A 16,141-nucleotide genomic window follows, 5' to 3' on the forward strand; every position below is an offset into this window, starting at 1 on the left:
TCCCTTCTGCAAGGCGAACGCTCTTAGAAGATGCGGTAATTCGCCACGCGATAGGCTAACAGGTAAGAAAACGCGATCAGGATGAACGAAACGATCGACTTCAGCAAACCGACGGCCGTAGCGAAACCGAACTGCGCCTGCTGCACCCCCATGCGATAGACGAACGTATCGATAATATCCGCGCTTTCGTACACCGGCGGGCTGTACAGGTTGAAGATTTGCTCGAATCCGGCATTCAGCACGTTCCCGATGTTCAGCGTCAGCATCAGGATAATGATCGGCAGCATGCCGGGCAGCGTAATGTGCAGCGTCTGCTTGATCCGCCCCGCGCCGTCGATCTCCGCCGCTTCGTACAACGACGGGTTAATGCCGGTCAGCGCGGCCAAGTAGACGATCGTGCCGAATCCGAACTCCTTCCATACGTCCGACATGACCATCACATACGGAAACCAGTCGTTGCTGCCCAAGAAAAATACAGGCTCGATGCCGAATAAGCCCAGCAATTGATTAAAGATGCCGGAGGACGGCGACAGCACATCGACCAATATCCCGCTTAACAGTACCCAGGACAGGAAGTGGGGCAAGTAGACGAGCGTCTGGAACGTTCGCTTGATCCATTCTCTTCGCAGCTCGTTGAGCAGGACGGCCACCGTAATCGGCACGATCAGACCGGCTATTATTTTCATCGATGCGATATATACGGTATTGAAAAAGATACGCCCGATATCGGGATAATCGATCAGCAGTTGAAAGTTTTTCATCCCGATAAAGGGAGAGCCGAACAGTCCTTTGTTCGGAACGTATTTCTGAAACGCCATCATGATGCCGGCCATCGGAACGTAGCTGAAAATGACGACCAGTACGATTCCCGGAACCAGCATCAGATGAAGCGGCCACTCTCTCTTCCAGATCCGCGCTAGCGCATTCATATCATTCACCTCGCTGTATCCCTTCGGATGCTACCCTTGGATCGAACGAAAAAAGAGGGAGGGACCGATTACGCCCATCCCCCGATAGCTTCGTGTGTTCGATTACTTTTTGGATTTGTACCATTCGTTCACTTCTTTGGTCATCGCATCGCCGCCGAGCTTCTTCCATTCTTCTATGAATTTATCGAACTCGTCGACCGATACTTGATTCATTATAATTTTGAAGAACACTTCGTCCCGCTTCTTGAGCAGAATCTCCTGCCTGTCCGCCATCGTCGGGGTCGGCGCGCCGTAGAACTTGTTTTGCAAATACTGTTTGTTCTTCTGGATGGACGGCACCAGCGAATACGCCCCGTTCGGACCGGAGATCAAATATTCCCACCACATGGTCGTATCGCCGTTCACATACTTCATCGCACGCTCATACCGCGTTCTTTGATCCTTCGTCTCCAGAATGCCCGAGTCTTTGTTCGCGATCGCCTTCGGCAGCACTTCCCCGTTATTGTCCATCTGCTTGCCTACGCGAAGCGGGCTGAGCAGCCAGTAGTTGTTGCCCTTCTCTACGCGGTCTTTGCCGTACTCGTATACTTTCTGCTCCTCCGTCGGATGGTTGTCGACCGCAATCCAGTGGTTCAGCAGCTTGATAACGCCTTCCGGATGCTTCGCTTTTTTGGAGATCACGTAATATTCGTCCACACCGAGCCCGATTTGCGATAAAGCGGGGCTGCTGTCCACGGATGGGATCGGGAACGCGCCCCACTCCTGCACCACTTTGCCGTCCTTCACTGCGCCTTTGGCGAGCTGGGCCGGCGTCCAGGACGCCCCGTACACCATGCCGATGCTGTTGTTATAGACGAGCTCCGCTTCTTTCTCCACGTCTTTTACCGAAAATTCGGGATCGATCAAGCCTTTCTTGAACATCTCCTGCAGCGCGGCCAGCGCCTGCTTCACTTGCGGCTGGATATCGCTGTTCATCAGTCCGCCGCGGCCGTCGTCGATCCAAATATTTTCATAGGCATGGTAGCCGTTAAGGAACGCCCGCAGTCCGGTTACCCCCGTGTCGCTATTGAACGGATTTTTACTAACCGCTAATCCGTACGACTTGCCCGTGCCGCCCGGGTCTTGCGTTTTGAACGCTTCGGCGATCTTCATAAAATCCGCCATCGTCTTCGGCTCGGGCAGGTTCAGCTTTTTCAGCCAATCCGTGCGCACATACAGGAACTGGTAGTTATACGGATTATAAGAGCTCGGAATCCCCATCAGCTTGTTGCCGAACATGGCCGTCTTCATCTGAGTGCCGCCGTCCATCGTCAGAAACTTCTTCGTTTCCTCCGACGCATGCTTGTTGTACACTTCCGTCAGATCTAGGATCATATCCGCTTCGGTCAGCTCTTTTAATTGGGTCGCGTTCACCAGCAGAAAGTCCGGAAGATCGTCGGAGGCGATTGTGATTTTCACCTTTTCCTTGAACTGGCTCGTATCTGCGATCCATTTGTTCGTTATTTTGACGCCGATATCTTTCTCGTACGCATCGTACACGGCGTTTTTCTGAAAGCTCTCGCCCGGATCGAACTTCAAGTACGGATCGCTTGGCGACACCGTCGATACCTCGATCACTTTGCTACCTTGTTCGGATGTAGCGTTATCCGGCTGGTTTTGCGTTTCTTTGGCGTCTTTGCTGCATGCGGTCATCGCCAGGCAAAGCGCCAAAGCGCCGAACGAAAGTGCCTTCGTTTTCTTGTTCATACTACCCCTCCATTTTATCTAACAGCCGTCCGGACTGTTGTTCCTGCTGTCCGTTAACCGGTTCCGAAGCACCGCCGCTTTCGTGCAGCGTCTTCCTAATTCAAGTATAGGTAGAGGACTGACCTGCAACCATATACTAGTCTTTACTTCGATATACACCTCTTGACGTGGAGGCACTCCGTTTGGAAGCACGGCCCCTGTTCATGCCGGCCCGCCGGGAGCAGGTAAACAAATGTATACGAAAGTCATAACTTATCTCTTTTGAAAGAATGGCCGCTTTTTTTATTCTTACAGTAAGAAGATTCCTGGATGCTTCGATCCTTATAGGGAAGGAATCGTGCGGAAAGGAGGCATTTTCGGTTCGCAATAAGCTGGAGCTCAAAAGGACGTAACCCGCAACGCCTGAAAATGTAAGCGATTTACCCTTGTATGGCTAAGGCTGCACTCCCCAAATATGGAAAGGAGCTGGATTTATGAGATGGAAGCAAAAATGGGCGGCGATCGTGATGACGGCAATTATGTTGTTCACGCTCGTTCCCGCCGTGCAAGCGGAAGAAGTGGCGGTGCCGCCCGGGGTACGGAATCTTGCTTTAGGACTGGATTATACATGGTCGGAAGCGCCGGGAGCAACGTATCCGGACACCGGCCGCAAGCTGACGGACGGCCAGTACGGCCTGCTGGACAGGCAGGACCCGGCATGGGTCGGACATGTGAAAGGAAAGACGCGCGAGGTCGTATTCGATCTGGGCGAGAAAAAGTCGGTCTCGGCCGTCAAAGCCCGGTTTCTGCAGGATTGGCCGACGAATTCGATCCTCGTGCCTTTGTCGGTTTCGATGTACGTCTCCGACGACAAGACAAATTGGGGCGCGCTTTCCCATCAGGCTACCAGGCTGTTGTGGGGCGACGGACCGCCCAGACAAGAAACCTTTGAATGGGACGGAAGCAGAGACGGAATCCTTAGCGGCGATTCCGGTGCTCAACTGGCATACGCCCGCTATGTGAAGGTGACGTTTCCGATGCATACCCGGGCTTGGACGCTGATCGATGAGGTGGAAATCTGGGGGGCGGACGGCAAACGGGAAGGCGCGGTAACCATACCCGCCGATCCGGTAGGTCTCTTGCAGCCGGGAGCAGCGACGGGCGGCATTCACCATCTGGGCCTGCTCTATAACGGACACTACCCGAACAACAAGGGCGACTGGACGAAAGAACGGATCATCCCCAATATCAGCTATGTGAATCAAGCCGGGGAGCCGGTGGACAGGCTATTTGACGGAGTGCTTTATCTCGGCCTGACTTCGCCCACGGGGCGGGGATTCGACGGAAGAGCCAATCTGGAGGATTGGACGTGGTATCTGGATAAGACGTTCGCCGCGAACGGCGATATGCAGCAGCTAAATGAAGCGGCCAAGGAAGTCGGGATCAAGCTGGGGCAGCCCGGCCTGAAGGAAAAAGTCGTCTTGATGATTCCCGACCCGGGCGAGGGGTTGGACCAGTTCGGCGTGGTGAACGGCGAATCGTTAAGCTTTAACGCTTCCACCGTCGGTGAAGCGAAGGCGCTCGCCAATCGGGTGAAGGCGGTGCAGTGGTGGCTGGATCAAGTGAAGACCCGATGGGAGCAGGCGGGCTATTCCCATCTACAGCTTGTTGGGATGTACTGGCTGGAAGAGCAGATCAGCACAAGCGCGACAGGGCCGGATCTGCTTCGTTCGGTGGGCGCGCAGGTTCATGCGATGGATTTGAAATTTTTCTGGATCCCGCATTTCCTGGCTTACAAAAGCTTCATGTGGAAAGAGGTTGGGATTGACGCCGTAGCGTTCCAGCCGAACTATTTCTTCGAGGAGATGGACTACGACCGTCTGGAGGATACCGCCAACACCGCCAAGCGGTACGGGATGTCTCTGGAGCTGGAGTTTGACGACCGGATGCTGACGGACGGCGTATTTCGCGAGCGGTATATCGATTATTTGAACAGCGGCGTGGACACCGGCCTGATGCAGAGCGGGTTCAAAGCTTACTACCAAGGCAACGATGCCGTTTATAATACCGCGGTAAGCACAGACCCGGCCAACCGTGTTTTGTATGATTGGCTGTACCAGTTCGTCAAAGGAACGTATGTGAAAAACGACGCCCTCCCGCCGGAAGCCAAGGTGCTGATGAACGGCAGACCGCTCCAAAGCGGAGTCGCCGTACAGGTACCGGATACGGAGCCGGTTCAGTTTACATGGAGCGTTCCGAATGACGACGGCAGCGGGGTGACAAAAGTAACAGCCACCTTTGACGGCAAGCCGTACACCCAAGGAACCGCTCTGAACTTGGCCGGAAAGCTGGGCAAGCACGAACTGATCGTCACCGTGACGGCGGGCAAGTCGCGGAAAACATCGTATGTCATCGAAACGGCCGCCAGCCCGGACAACATGAAGTCGCAGGTCAACCGGTTCGTGACGGAAAACCAGATTACCCATGCGAAGGCGGCCCGCGCTCTCCTTCACGATCTGGACATGATGAAGCAGTTCGAGCAGAAAAACCGGTCTCATTTCGAGAAATATGTAAAAGAGTTCAATGCCAAGCTGGAAATCATGAAGGACCACCAATTGATCGCAGCCGGGGCGTACGGCACATTGAAGGAAGGCGTTTACTCCCTGATCGGGAATCTGGCGCAGGACCAAGCCGCGGAAGCCTCTTCGGTGGAAGCGGACAAACCCGACTACGCCGCCGGTAAAGCGGTTGACGGCTTCCCGGCCACCCGATGGGCGAGCGAATACCGGGACGATACCTGGTTCCAGGTCGATCTCGGCAAACGGACAACAATCGATACGATCACGATCGATTGGGAGTACGCCCGCGCGAACACGTTCCAACTGCTGGTCTCCACCGACAAGCAGAATTGGACCCCGGTCGTGCAGGCGAATAACGGAATCCTCACCGCCCATGACGGCAAACAAACGGTTCCGTTCGACCCGGTGCAAGCCCGGTATGTGAAGTTCCAAGGCATTCAAAGAGCGACCGGATACGGGTATTCCTTCTATGAGTTCGGCGTGTATCACCTCGATGGGGGGAAGGGAAAGCTTCGAGGGTTGTTGGAGTTTGAAGGGGAAGCTGTCGGGAATTTGGATTAAATGTTCTTAGTTGTAGGCGGATGGCTTAGGTGCCGCAGGTAGGATATTGGGCGGCTTAGACGCCGGTTTACGTTGGCTTGCAGGGGAGCTTGCTCCCCTGCAAGATTGTATGTCCGTGACTATAGTCCGTAGACTATTTGTCACATGTTTAAAAATAATAAAGCTCAAGGAGTGATGATCCTTGAGCATCGAGGTTGTTTTCGGTCAACAATTACGAAAAATTCGCGAAGAGCGGAAGTTAAGCCAAGAAGAACTCGCTTTTCTGGCCAAGCTCGACCGGACTTATATCAGCTTGCTGGAGCGTGGCAAACGCCGCCCTACGCTCAACACTATTTTTGCATTGGCCGGGCAGTTGAATATCGCTCCTTCTGAAATGGTTCGACTGGTTGAGGAGCAGATTTAAGGAAAAGTTTCGCTCTTCTGCTCCATACCTCTCTGCATCTCGTTCGCCTGCGTCCGGCCGGCCTTCCCGCCAAAATAATTGACCCCTACACTACCTGCTAATATCAATAGGGTGCCGATCAAGTGCGTAAGGGTAAAGCTGTTCTGATTAAAAATAACGCCTGCAATCACGGTAACGACCATCGTAAGCCCGCCTAGCGCTGACACGGAAGAGATTTGGATTTGGGAGCATGCATAATTGTTGATGGCCGTAGCTGCGAGTGAACAGATCCATGCAAGGAACAAGAGGCCGCTCAAAATGCCGAAATCGCCCAAAGGAACGAAATATCGGTCCAAACTCCCTTCAAGCGCATGCTTGAACAAATTAATAAGATTGAATACGATGGCCGAGGCGAAGCTCATAAATGCTGTAATTTCCATGGAGCTGAAGGAAGCCGAGGCTTTGCGCGAAAAGGCGAGAAACAGACTTCCGCTTACTACCGCCAGCAGCAGGAATACAATTCCCATCCATTCGCTGCTTCCTCCTTGTGTTGAAGTAAAGAGAACAATGATGACCGCCCCCAATATCCCCAAACCTAAGAATAGCTTCTGCAGCAAGGTCGTTCTTTCCCGCAAAATGAGACTTTCCGTGATGAGGGCAGCCAGCGGCATCAAGGCTAAAATAATGCCGGCCATTACCGTGGAAGTTCGCTGAATCCCCAACGTCTCGAACAAAAAATATCCAATCGGCTCAAAAATAGATACCAGCAGCAGCATTTTTATTGATTTCCGTTGAAAACGAAGCTTGATGATGCCAAGCCGGACTAACACAAGAATGCCAAGTGCGCTTAAAAGGAAACGCAGGGCCAATACATCTAAGACCCCGATATTTTGCAGCAGTTTGCCAAGCCACAGAACAGATAGTCCATAGATGAAAGCCTTCACAACCAAAAGGACATAAACAACCCATTTCTCCGCCTGCATATGTACGCTCCTCGCCAAATTCGACCCAGCATCCTTCCGTCGGGCCGCGCGTCCTTGTAAAAAAGGTTGGGACTTACTTTGCGCAAAATTGTAGAACAATATTGTTCTACAATTTTATTTTAGAAGAAGCTGCCGTTTTCGTCAACTGAAGATGTGGATCATGCTGGAAGCAAAGTAGTATAATGAAGCCACGTCTCCATGCAAGGGGGTCATTATGACACAATCGGAAAAGTCGTCTATGGAGCAAGTCATATATGAGGATTTGAAGCAAGCGATTTTGAAGCGCAAGCTCCGTCCCGGGACACAGCTGTTGGAAACCATAATTTCGGAACGGATGCAGGTTAGCAGGACTCCTATTCGGGCAGCGCTGCGCAAATTGGCGCAGGAGGGGCTGATCGACCTCGTTCCGAATCGCGGCGCTTTTGTCATTCAGCCTTCGCAAGAGGAAATTCAGGAAGCGTACCAGATGCGCGCCAAGCTTGAGCTGATGGGGCTCGAGCTGGGGGCCGGCCAATTTACCGAGGCGGACTTTCAGCGGATGGAAGAGGCCTGCCATGACGAAACAGCCGCATTGGGGCAGAGCGATGTGCTAGCTTACCTCGCGGCAAACAAAGCGTTTCATCATACCCTTGTCAGCAGGAGCGGCAATCGTTTCTTGGTAAGTATGACCGATCAGTTATTGGATAAGACGAGTATATATGTCATGTTGTACGATCTCTTCTATGATCGGCAATATCGCGCAGATCTGGACCCGATCCCGACAGGCGCACAACAACATAGATCGATTTTAGCTGCGCTGCGTGCTGGAGATGTGGATCAAGCCTCTAAACGATTGGAAGAGCACATTATGGAGTCTGTCGCGGGGCTGAAGACGACCCGTCCCGGTTATTTGGGGCTGGACGAGCTTTGGAGAGATTCGTAGATGTGCTGAAGGATGGATCGTTAGGGCGCTTTCAAGCGAATAAGAGCTTCTGGCACCCGCTATTTTCGGCCTATCCGAAAAACTAAAGCGAATAAAGGCGGTTTGCACCCCTTATTTCAGCCAACTACTGGGGTCTGCCCCTGTATAGCGGATTTTAGGAGCTCCAAACCGCTCCTATTCCCCCGTCCAAGCGGTTTTCGGACGGAATAGGAGGTACAAACCACTCTTATTTGCCCGTTCCCTCTTGCCCACAACCAGAGGACACAGGGCCGAACCGCCACGATGAACGGTCTGCGACACATCATGGTTTTACTTATAAAAGCCCCCAAACCAAGTGGTTTGGAGGCTCTACTTCTATTCACACACACGCTCTAAACACACCTTCACCTGCCCCACACTTCCACTTCCGTGTAGCTGTTCCATGCGTTCGACGTATTGCCATGACCGACCAGTCGGACATAACGAGCTGTGGTATCGGTCACGTCGAAGGTTTGCAGGTTATTGTTTCGGGCGTTTTGCAATCCGGTTTGAAGCGTCGTCCAGGTTGTGCCATTCTCGGAGATTTGGATATCGAACGTAAAGGTCCGGTCTGTGGCGTTATAAAATGCGATTTTCACCAAAGCTACGGTTTTGCCCGAACCGAGATCGAATCGAATCCACGCTCCGTCGCCTTCGCCGGACCAACGTGTGCTCAAGCTGCCGTCCACCGCTCTCGCCGGCACGTTCGAGTCGGACGTGCTTGCCGTCACATTCGCCGCAGGAACGGGGAGTTTCGCATCGACCGGTGTCGGGGTGCCCGCCTCGGTGGTAGCCGAAGCTGTGGCGCTCGCCGCCGATTCGTTATTTGCCGCATCTTTCGCTTTCACATAGTAGCTGTACGTGGTGCTTGCCGTTAACCCGATATCGGATGCAAACGTACCTGCAACATTTTTCAGCAAAGTGCCGTTTCGGTACACGTCATAACCGGTAACTCCGACATTGTCGGTGGAAGCGTTCCAGCTCAGGTTGATTTGGCTGCCGGATACGGCCGTAGCTGTCAAACCTGTCGGCGCGCTAGGCGCAATCGTATCGCTTCCGGTACAGCTCGTATACGTAGTAACCGCTCCGGTATACATATTGCCGGACGGGGTCCGGGTATTATTGCAGACCGTGGCCGACCCCGCTTTGACGTTGACGACGTAGCCGGTGGTATTGTTCAGATCGACCGTATTCTGATAGATGTCGTTATTGTATCCCCATCCCGGGGACTTCTCGTTCGTCTGGAACGCATCGTTAATATTGGCGTTGTTGTTCCGGTAACCGATGTTATACCGAATGATGCTGTCATTGCCCTTGATATCGATGAAGCTGTCCGCCGCGTTCGCACCGGAAATGCCGGTTCCGTCAAACGTATTGCCCTCGACGATCGTCCCCGTTGCCCCTTCTTTAATATCAATCGATTCGGCCCGTACATTCGGACCGATGACATTATTTTGGATCACATTGTGATCCGTTTCCTTAATAAAGCTCCCCCATTTGCCGACATCCGAACCGACGTAGACGCCTTCGCCGTATTGCGGATTTACCGTTCCGGTATCGTAGATGTAGGAGTTTTGAATCGTATTGTACGAGCTGCCGTCGCGGTAATGAACGGCTTCTTCGCCGATGTGGTACACTTCCACCTGATCGAGTAAAGTATAGTTGGCGTTGTCGAGGACAATTCCTTTTTTGGCATTGGTAATCTTCACGTTTTGCACAACCCAATAGTCTCCTGTAATATGCAGCGTGTAATTTTTATCCGTTCCGCCGCCGTCCAGAATCGCTTTGTTGGAATTGTCGGATTGGATCGTGATCGGGTTCGCCGAAGTGCCGTTGGCGCTTGCCACGAATTTACCCGGGAACGTTACTCCTGCCGCTAATGTAATGACATCGCCAGCTGCAGCATTAGACAAGGCTGAGGTTAAACAAGAAGCCGTACTGCAAGTAATCGAAGCCGCCCTAGCAGTCGTAGAAAAGGATCCGAGAGATGGCAAAATCATACTCAAGCCAAGTAAGACGGCAATCCCCTTGCCCCGAAACCTATTTTTCATAGATTCCATACCCTAACTCCTCCTATTTTCATTTGGACGATCCTGTGCAGCTACTAAGCCGATCACCTCCTTATAACATTCGGTTTACAGACAGTGAGCCTTCTATAAGTCCATCTCATAGTTTGGATCTGCAGGTAAGGGAATAAGGATTGGAATCGGCGGATAGCCGGGAATAGTAGATGAACTAGGGGAGACGGGCTCTTCCCAACGTTTAGTTATTAGGAGCCGCAAGCTGTATGGGGTCGGATCGGAACGCGCTTCACTCCGGCAGTGTCCGTATCTATATTTTTACAGCTGTTGATCGGGGCCGTCTTGTCATTTTTCCAGATCGATTGGGGGGATTTCCATATTTGGGTCAGCATTCGGCAACCCGGTACTGTTCCTATCATACCTATAATGTCTTAATATCCTGAGCCACCTCAAATAAGTCGTTGTTGAACTGATGTCCCCGTCCATCGAGCTTGCGAATGATAGCTTCCGGGAACCTTTCCGCATATCGTTCCAGATGTGTAAACGGAACGATTTCATCGTCGCGGCTATGATACAAGTAAATAGGCCGTATATCGGAAAAAACGGGTGCAAAGTGGTAACGCAAAGCAAACTCCTCCACTTCCCAATCTTCCGCACCCCAATAGGGAGCCGCCAGAAGAAACACGCCCGCAACAGGCTTCGACGGCTTTTCTTCAGTGAGATATTTTATTACAAACGATGCGCCGAGCGAATGACCGATAAGAATCGCTTCCCCCTCCAATGCCGATAGGTCGGCTGCAATTCGGGCTTTCCATGCTCCATATACCGGTCTCCCCTCGTCAGGCATTTTCGGATAAAGTACATCGCATTCGAAGCCTAGCAGCGCCTGCAGATTTGCCGCCAGTTTCAAGTCGGCTGCATAAGCCCCTTGCCCGCCTCCCTGAATGAAAAGTAAATGTTTTTTCATATTCTGTCGTCCTCTCCTTATGCTAACGGAAGATTTATTGTCCAATTGTAGCATGCCGGGATTGATATCGTTTCTTTCCGATTGCTTTCCTGACCGATTGGAGCGCTCTCGCCGCTCCCGAGTATTGAAAAGCGGGGTTCGCCTGTGCCACAATAAACAAGGCTACTAAAACGGAGGTGCGTTTAGGCAATGAGAACGATCAAGCTCGGTGTCAGTACGTTAGAGGTACCCGTTATCGCCATAGGCTGTATGCGTCTCGGCTCGCTGGACAAGCCGCAGGCTGAACGGTTCATTCAGGCCGCACTTGAGGAAGGCGCCAACTTTTTCGAGCATGCGGATATTTACGGTAAGGGCAAATGCGAGGAAGTATTTGCGGAAGCGATCCAAATGAGCCCCGGCGTTCGCGATAAAATCATTCTGCAATCCAAATGTGGCATTCGTCCCGGAATGTTCGACTTCTCCAAGGAGCATATTCTGAATTCGGTCGACGGCATTCTGCGGCGGCTCCGGACCGACTACCTGGATGTACTGCTGCTGCACCGCCCGGATACGCTCGTTGAGCCGGAAGAAGTCGCGGAAGCGTTCGACCTGCTCGAAAGCTCGGGCAAAGTGCGTCATTTCGGCGTCTCCAACCAGAATCCGATGCAGATCCAGCTGTTGAAGAAGTTTGTCAAACAGCCGATTGTCGCCAACCAGCTTCAACTGAGCATTACGAACGCCAACATGATCTCCCAAGGCTTCAACGTCAACATGGACAACCATTCCGCCGTCAACCGTGACGGCAGTGTGCTCGACTTCTGCAGGCTGCACGATATTACCATTCAGCCTTGGTCGCCGTTCCAATACGGGTTTTTCGAAGGCGTCTTTCTGGACAACGAGAAGTTCCCCGAATTAAACAGCAAGATTAACGAAGTCGCGGCCAAATACGAAGTAAGCAACACGACGATCGCCATCGCCTGGCTGCTCCGCCATCCGGCGAACATGCAGCCGGTAATCGGCACGATGAATATCGAGAGAATGCAAGATTGCTGCAAAGCGGCCGACATTCGCCTGACGCGCGAAGAGTGGTACGCCATCTTCCGTTCGGCCGGCAACATTCTGCCGTAATGTACGATAAGGGCACCCCGTGCAGGGTGCCCTTACTATTTGGAGTCAAGTCCACGTTTGCTTCCTTGCCTTGATTTCTCAAGCCAGAAATTCGGCCATAATGTGCTCGATATCAAAGGGAGTAACTCCCTTATCGACCGAAAATATCGTATCAGCCTGATTCTCAACCTGGACGATCTCGCCTCTAGCCTGGGCATGCAGCAGGAATAACCCGTGGAGGTCCGGTTTCTGCAAAGTTGTCATGGCTTTCCCCATCAGGACCATCCCTCTCTGGTTCCCCTCTACGTTGTTGTAATAGTCAGGATGTCTCGTCAGTGACAGATCCATCCATACGACCGTGCGCTCGACCAGATCCAGGATGACAGGAATCGCGATCTGCGTATCGGCTGTAATATCTATTTTATTGGCAACCGTCGAAGGCTCGAAAATCTCGCCCGATCCCGGCTTCTTACGCATCATCCACCCCACGAAGCACTCCGGCAGGTTGCAATACGGCTGAGCCGTAAAGGAATGAAGCGTGGCCACAATGTATCGGCCGCCATAGTTCACGATGGAAGGAAGGTGCAGATCGATAAATTCGCACGCTCCTTGAGGGGCCGCTACAATATCCCCGCTATGCGTGGCCCGGTACTTGGACGACCGAAGGTTCGTATACGAAATATGCTCAACATACTGCCAGTTCGCATCGTACATAACAGCCGACAAATCAATATCTACGCGTCCCGTAGGCGTGCCGTCAACCAATCCCTCTTTCCACCAGCTGAAGAAACGAATCGTGTCTCCTTCTGGCATCGGCAACCGACTCCCTCTCACAATCGTATGCAGCGATTTGCTTGCCGATCTTTGAGAGAAAGGGACATTATAAGATTTCAGGCGATCGTCGACATAAGTCTTTCCTAGTCTAGGCAGCTCGGCGAACCGCTGGATAAGCGCCCGGTCGCATAGCAACACGACGTCCCGGCATATCGTCGCATCAAGCGCCGGAAGTGTATGGGGAATAACGAACGCTTTGGCCACATTGCCTTTAGGAAATATGGTGCGCGTCTCCTGCGGCTCATGACGATGCGAGAAATGAGACTTCACCTGCAATAATACGGGTGTCGACACTTGATTCGCCACTTCCCCGAAAGCCAGCACCACATACTCCGCGTGCTCGGTTAAGCGTATCAAATGATCCAATCTTCTCGCAAATTCGCCCGGACGCTGCATCAACAGATCGATCCCTGCCCAGACGTTACGGTATTGAAAGGCAACTTCAAGACTTCCGTTAAACGTCGTAAAAGGCTTATTGTTGCGTAGGATATCGAAAGCTTCCTTACAGCGCGTATACTGATGCTTGTATTCGGAAGGGTGCAAAATCTCGCCCAATCGAATCCAGCGCTGCTTGTATCTCAGCATATCCTCCGTAATTGGGCCGCACCGCTCCAGCAACCCGAGCAGCAGCCGTCTCTCGGAACGTTTAAATTTGCGGAAACGCGTGGCCTCGGCGAGACTGACATCGCCGTCCGACCAAGCTACAGCCAGTCGAAGCACATCGGTAGCCGTCTTGATGTAACGGCCGATCAGCTCCACATTTGCCTTGTCATGCTTCAATAACGAACCCGCTACAAATCCTACATTTTCCTTAAGCGGAATCCCGGCAGGCAAAATCTCATGCAGCTCCTTCGGATCCGCGCACTCGATTACGGCATCGATATCTTCCCTGTCCGTCCCGGAGATCGATACTTTGGCTTCGATCAGCCGCCGTATCATCGTATGGAACTCCGCCTTACTTCCCAGATCGATGACGTTCAGGTTTGCCTTATCCAGTAAAGGAGCCGGGTCCGCGATCTCATACTCGGGACCCTCCCATGTAAGATAATGACGGATAGCATTCAGGTACAGCTCCGCATCCGTTGCTTCCATCACTTGCATCGGGAAGTTAGGATACATCGGTCTGTATTCGACATGGGCACCTACCAGCTCCTTCAGATCGGCCACCAACGGATGATAGAACGATTCCATCTGTTCCATGGAAAACGTACATACCGTATGCATCAAGGAATGCGAGAAAGTAAAACCAAGACGCTCGATATTTTTCATCGCTGTAGCCAAAACCGTTTCCGGGAGCCGATTAGACCCGTTCCCCCGGTTCGCGATCAGTTTGTTTGCTCTGCGTAAATAGATAGTATTGATTCTCATAAGACTCCAGGAAAGCAATATCCCTAATTTCATTGGAAGAAGGAATAGAAGGAAGGAATATTATAGCCTGGATGCCTCCTCTCGGGAATAGACATCCTTCAGGAAAGCTGCGACCCTAGTTCGCCCAATGAAGTAGAAGGAAGGATCGCAATAGCCTGAAGCTACAGGTTGGAAAGCCGATGACCTCGAACCTTTGATGTGTCCATCATCCCATACTTCGCAATGTGCAAACAGGGCGGAAGTATTACGACATGGAAATCTTCAACAAACCGGCCGCGGGAGGGAAATCGCTTGGAGATGGTTAGGCTGCTCGAAAGAAGACGTCTCCTTCCCCGATGCCGCGCTCTCTCAAATTGTATAAACTTTTCAAAAAACATAGACTTATCCTTTTCGCTCCATTAAACTAATAAACTAAATGGACGTAGGGGGATTTTCCCATTTCCGATCGGAATGGAACAGCGAGGTGTTTCGATTTGACTACTCTTATCGGTATCATCGTGAGTGTAGGCGCTTATGTGCCTTGAAGAACAGCTAAGCATCCTAGACCGTTATCTCCTGACGGTTAGGTGGTCAGCATGCGGGTAATGGCTGTCGAGCTAAAGCGGCATATCAAAGTCCATGATCCCAATACCGGAGGCATTTCATGAGGGAACCAAGTATTCCATATCGACGAATATTCAATCTGCATATAGCCGGCGACAAGTTCAACAAGCCTGAACAGGTTGTCCGGCATCTCGGCGCTTTGCAGGCACAGGATTATCACCAAGCGCTGTGGGCGGTCGGAGTGCGCATGCAAGCCGCTACAGCCGCGGATATCGAGCAAAGCATCGCAGACCGTAAGATTATGCTGACTTGGCCGCTGCGCGGCACGATTCATCTCGTATTGCCGGAAGATGTGCGATGGGTCCTGAAGCTTCTGGCTCCGCGCGTTCTGGCAAAGGATCAACGAAGACTTGAACAACTGGATCTGGATCAGACGACCATCGAACGCAGCAAGCAGATCATCCATGACGCCTTGCAGGGGAACAAGCGGATAATCCGGCCCCATCTCATGCAATTGCTGGAGGATCATGGGATCGGCACAAACAATCAACGGGGTTATCACCTTCTGTGGCATTTGGCTGTGTCCGGTCACATTTGTCTAGGACCCAGGGAAGGCAAGCAGCAAACCTTTGTTTTGCTGGATGAGTGGGTGCCCGCCGCCAAGGAGATACCCAGGAGCGAGGCGCTCGCTTTGCTCGCAGAGCGTTATTTTACCGGGCATGGGCCAGCAACGGTTCAAGATTTTTCCTGGTGGGCCGGGATCACGCTTTCGGATGCAAGACAGGGTGTCGAGGCTGCTCAATCTCGGCTGGCGATGGAGAAGATGCAAGGGCAGGAATACTGGGGGCCCAGTCATGTTCACGTTGGGGCGATGGAAGAAGGAGCGAAGGTTTACCTGCTTCCGGGATTCGACGAATATCTGCTCGGCTATAAAGACCGAAGCTCCGTATTAAGTGCGGAATATGCCCGTCATATTGTCCCGGGCAATAACGGCGTATTTCTACCGACCATCGTTTTGGATAGTCAAATCGCCGGGACCTGGAAACGCACGATTAAAAGTAAAGGGATCGACATCGAGTTTAACTTATTCTCATCTCCGAAGGTAAGAAAACAACGCCTCATAGAGGCCGCCGAGAGGTATTGCAGATTTATGGAACAGCCTTTAGCTGCGACATCCTTTCAAGAGGTGGATACGTAAGGAAATAGGATACGAAAGGACTGGG

11 protein-coding genes are annotated in these 16,141 nt (G+C 52.1%); 5 read left to right on the top strand and 6 right to left on the bottom strand.

From position 1 onward, the window contains the following. Positions 1-23: 23 nt before the first annotated feature. Both IDH45_RS01380 and IDH45_RS01385 read right to left on the bottom strand, forming a co-directional pair. Positions 24-929, bottom strand: coding sequence for an ABC transporter permease (locus IDH45_RS01380; RefSeq protein WP_190923919.1), 906 nt, complete (start codon positions 927-929; stop codon positions 24-26). Positions 930-1,031: 102 nt separating this feature from the next. Continuing rightward, positions 1,032-2,675: an extracellular solute-binding protein gene (locus IDH45_RS01385; protein ID WP_190923921.1), complete on the bottom strand. Its 1,644-nt coding sequence runs from the start codon at positions 2,673-2,675 to the stop codon at positions 1,032-1,034. Between the two features lie 473 nt (positions 2,676-3,148). On the opposite strand from IDH45_RS01385, the gene IDH45_RS01390 reads away from it, so the two are divergent. Beyond that, positions 3,149-5,794: a DUF4855 domain-containing protein gene (locus IDH45_RS01390; protein WP_190923923.1), complete on the top strand. Its 2,646-nt coding sequence runs from the start codon at positions 3,149-3,151 to the stop codon at positions 5,792-5,794. 181 nt (positions 5,795-5,975) lie between these two features. Next, positions 5,976-6,197, top strand: coding sequence for a helix-turn-helix domain-containing protein (locus IDH45_RS01395; protein ID WP_190923925.1), 222 nt, complete (start codon positions 5,976-5,978; stop codon positions 6,195-6,197). Here IDH45_RS01395 and IDH45_RS01400 read toward each other — a convergent pair. Next, the gene (locus tag IDH45_RS01400) at positions 6,194-7,159 is read right to left on the bottom strand and encodes a DMT family transporter (protein WP_190923927.1); all 966 of its coding nucleotides are present in this window, start codon (positions 7,157-7,159) and stop codon (positions 6,194-6,196) included. The two genes, IDH45_RS01395 and IDH45_RS01400, sit on opposite strands and share 4 nt — an antisense overlap. 214 nt (positions 7,160-7,373) lie before the next feature. Between IDH45_RS01400 and IDH45_RS01405 the strand changes: the two genes are divergently transcribed. Then, the gene (locus tag IDH45_RS01405; RefSeq protein WP_190923929.1) at positions 7,374-8,081 is read left to right on the top strand and encodes a GntR family transcriptional regulator; all 708 of its coding nucleotides are present in this window, start codon (positions 7,374-7,376) and stop codon (positions 8,079-8,081) included. A 383-nt stretch (positions 8,082-8,464) separates the two neighbouring features. Here IDH45_RS01405 and IDH45_RS01410 read toward each other — a convergent pair whose 3' ends face one another. Continuing rightward, positions 8,465-9,946: a discoidin domain-containing protein gene (locus IDH45_RS01410; RefSeq protein ID WP_317891117.1), complete on the bottom strand. Its 1,482-nt coding sequence runs from the start codon at positions 9,944-9,946 to the stop codon at positions 8,465-8,467. Between the two features lie 595 nt (positions 9,947-10,541). Next, complete coding sequence (locus IDH45_RS01415) at positions 10,542-11,087, bottom strand: RBBP9/YdeN family alpha/beta hydrolase (RefSeq protein WP_190923932.1); 546 nt, start codon at positions 11,085-11,087, stop codon at positions 10,542-10,544. A 189-nt stretch (positions 11,088-11,276) separates the two neighbouring features. Here IDH45_RS01415 and IDH45_RS01420 point away from each other — a divergent pair, with 189 nt between their 5' ends. After that, positions 11,277-12,194, top strand: a complete 918-nt coding sequence (locus tag IDH45_RS01420) for an aldo/keto reductase (RefSeq protein WP_190923933.1) — start codon at positions 11,277-11,279, stop codon at positions 12,192-12,194. A gap of 78 nt (positions 12,195-12,272) precedes the next feature. Here IDH45_RS01420 and IDH45_RS01425 read toward each other — a convergent pair whose 3' ends face one another. Further along, the gene (locus IDH45_RS01425; RefSeq protein ID WP_190923935.1) at positions 12,273-14,375 is read right to left on the bottom strand and encodes a TerD family protein; all 2,103 of its coding nucleotides are present in this window, start codon (positions 14,373-14,375) and stop codon (positions 12,273-12,275) included. A gap of 643 nt (positions 14,376-15,018) precedes the next feature. Here IDH45_RS01425 and IDH45_RS01430 point away from each other — a divergent pair. After that, positions 15,019-16,116: a winged helix DNA-binding domain-containing protein gene (locus IDH45_RS01430; RefSeq protein WP_190923936.1), complete on the top strand. Its 1,098-nt coding sequence runs from the start codon at positions 15,019-15,021 to the stop codon at positions 16,114-16,116. The last annotated feature ends 25 nt before the right edge of the window (positions 16,117-16,141 follow it).

The sequence above is a fragment of the Paenibacillus oceani genome (assembly GCF_014705615.1).
GTDB lineage: Bacteria > Bacillota > Bacilli > Paenibacillales > NBRC-103111 > Paenibacillus_AB > Paenibacillus_AB oceani.

Bases quoted from the DNA above. Each gene is read 5' to 3' on its own strand.
- IDH45_RS01380 (WP_190923919.1), bottom strand. From the start codon at position 929: ATGAATGCGCTAGCGCGGATCTGGAAGAGAGAGTGGCCGCTTCATCTG.
- IDH45_RS01385 (WP_190923921.1), bottom strand. From the start codon at position 2,675: ATGAACAAGAAAACGAAGGCACTTTCGTTCGGCGCTTTGGCGCTTTGC.
- IDH45_RS01390 (WP_190923923.1), top strand. From the start codon at position 3,149: ATGAGATGGAAGCAAAAATGGGCGGCGATCGTGATGACGGCAATTATG.
- IDH45_RS01400 (WP_190923927.1), bottom strand. From the start codon at position 7,159: ATGCAGGCGGAGAAATGGGTTGTTTATGTCCTTTTGGTTGTGAAGGCT.
- IDH45_RS01405 (WP_190923929.1), top strand. From the start codon at position 7,374: ATGACACAATCGGAAAAGTCGTCTATGGAGCAAGTCATATATGAGGAT.
- IDH45_RS01415 (WP_190923932.1), bottom strand. From the start codon at position 11,087: ATGAAAAAACATTTACTTTTCATTCAGGGAGGCGGGCAAGGGGCTTAT.
- IDH45_RS01420 (WP_190923933.1), top strand. From the start codon at position 11,277: ATGAGAACGATCAAGCTCGGTGTCAGTACGTTAGAGGTACCCGTTATC.
- IDH45_RS01425 (WP_190923935.1), bottom strand. From the start codon at position 14,375: ATGAGAATCAATACTATCTATTTACGCAGAGCAAACAAACTGATCGCG.
- IDH45_RS01430 (WP_190923936.1), top strand. From the start codon at position 15,019: ATGAGGGAACCAAGTATTCCATATCGACGAATATTCAATCTGCATATA.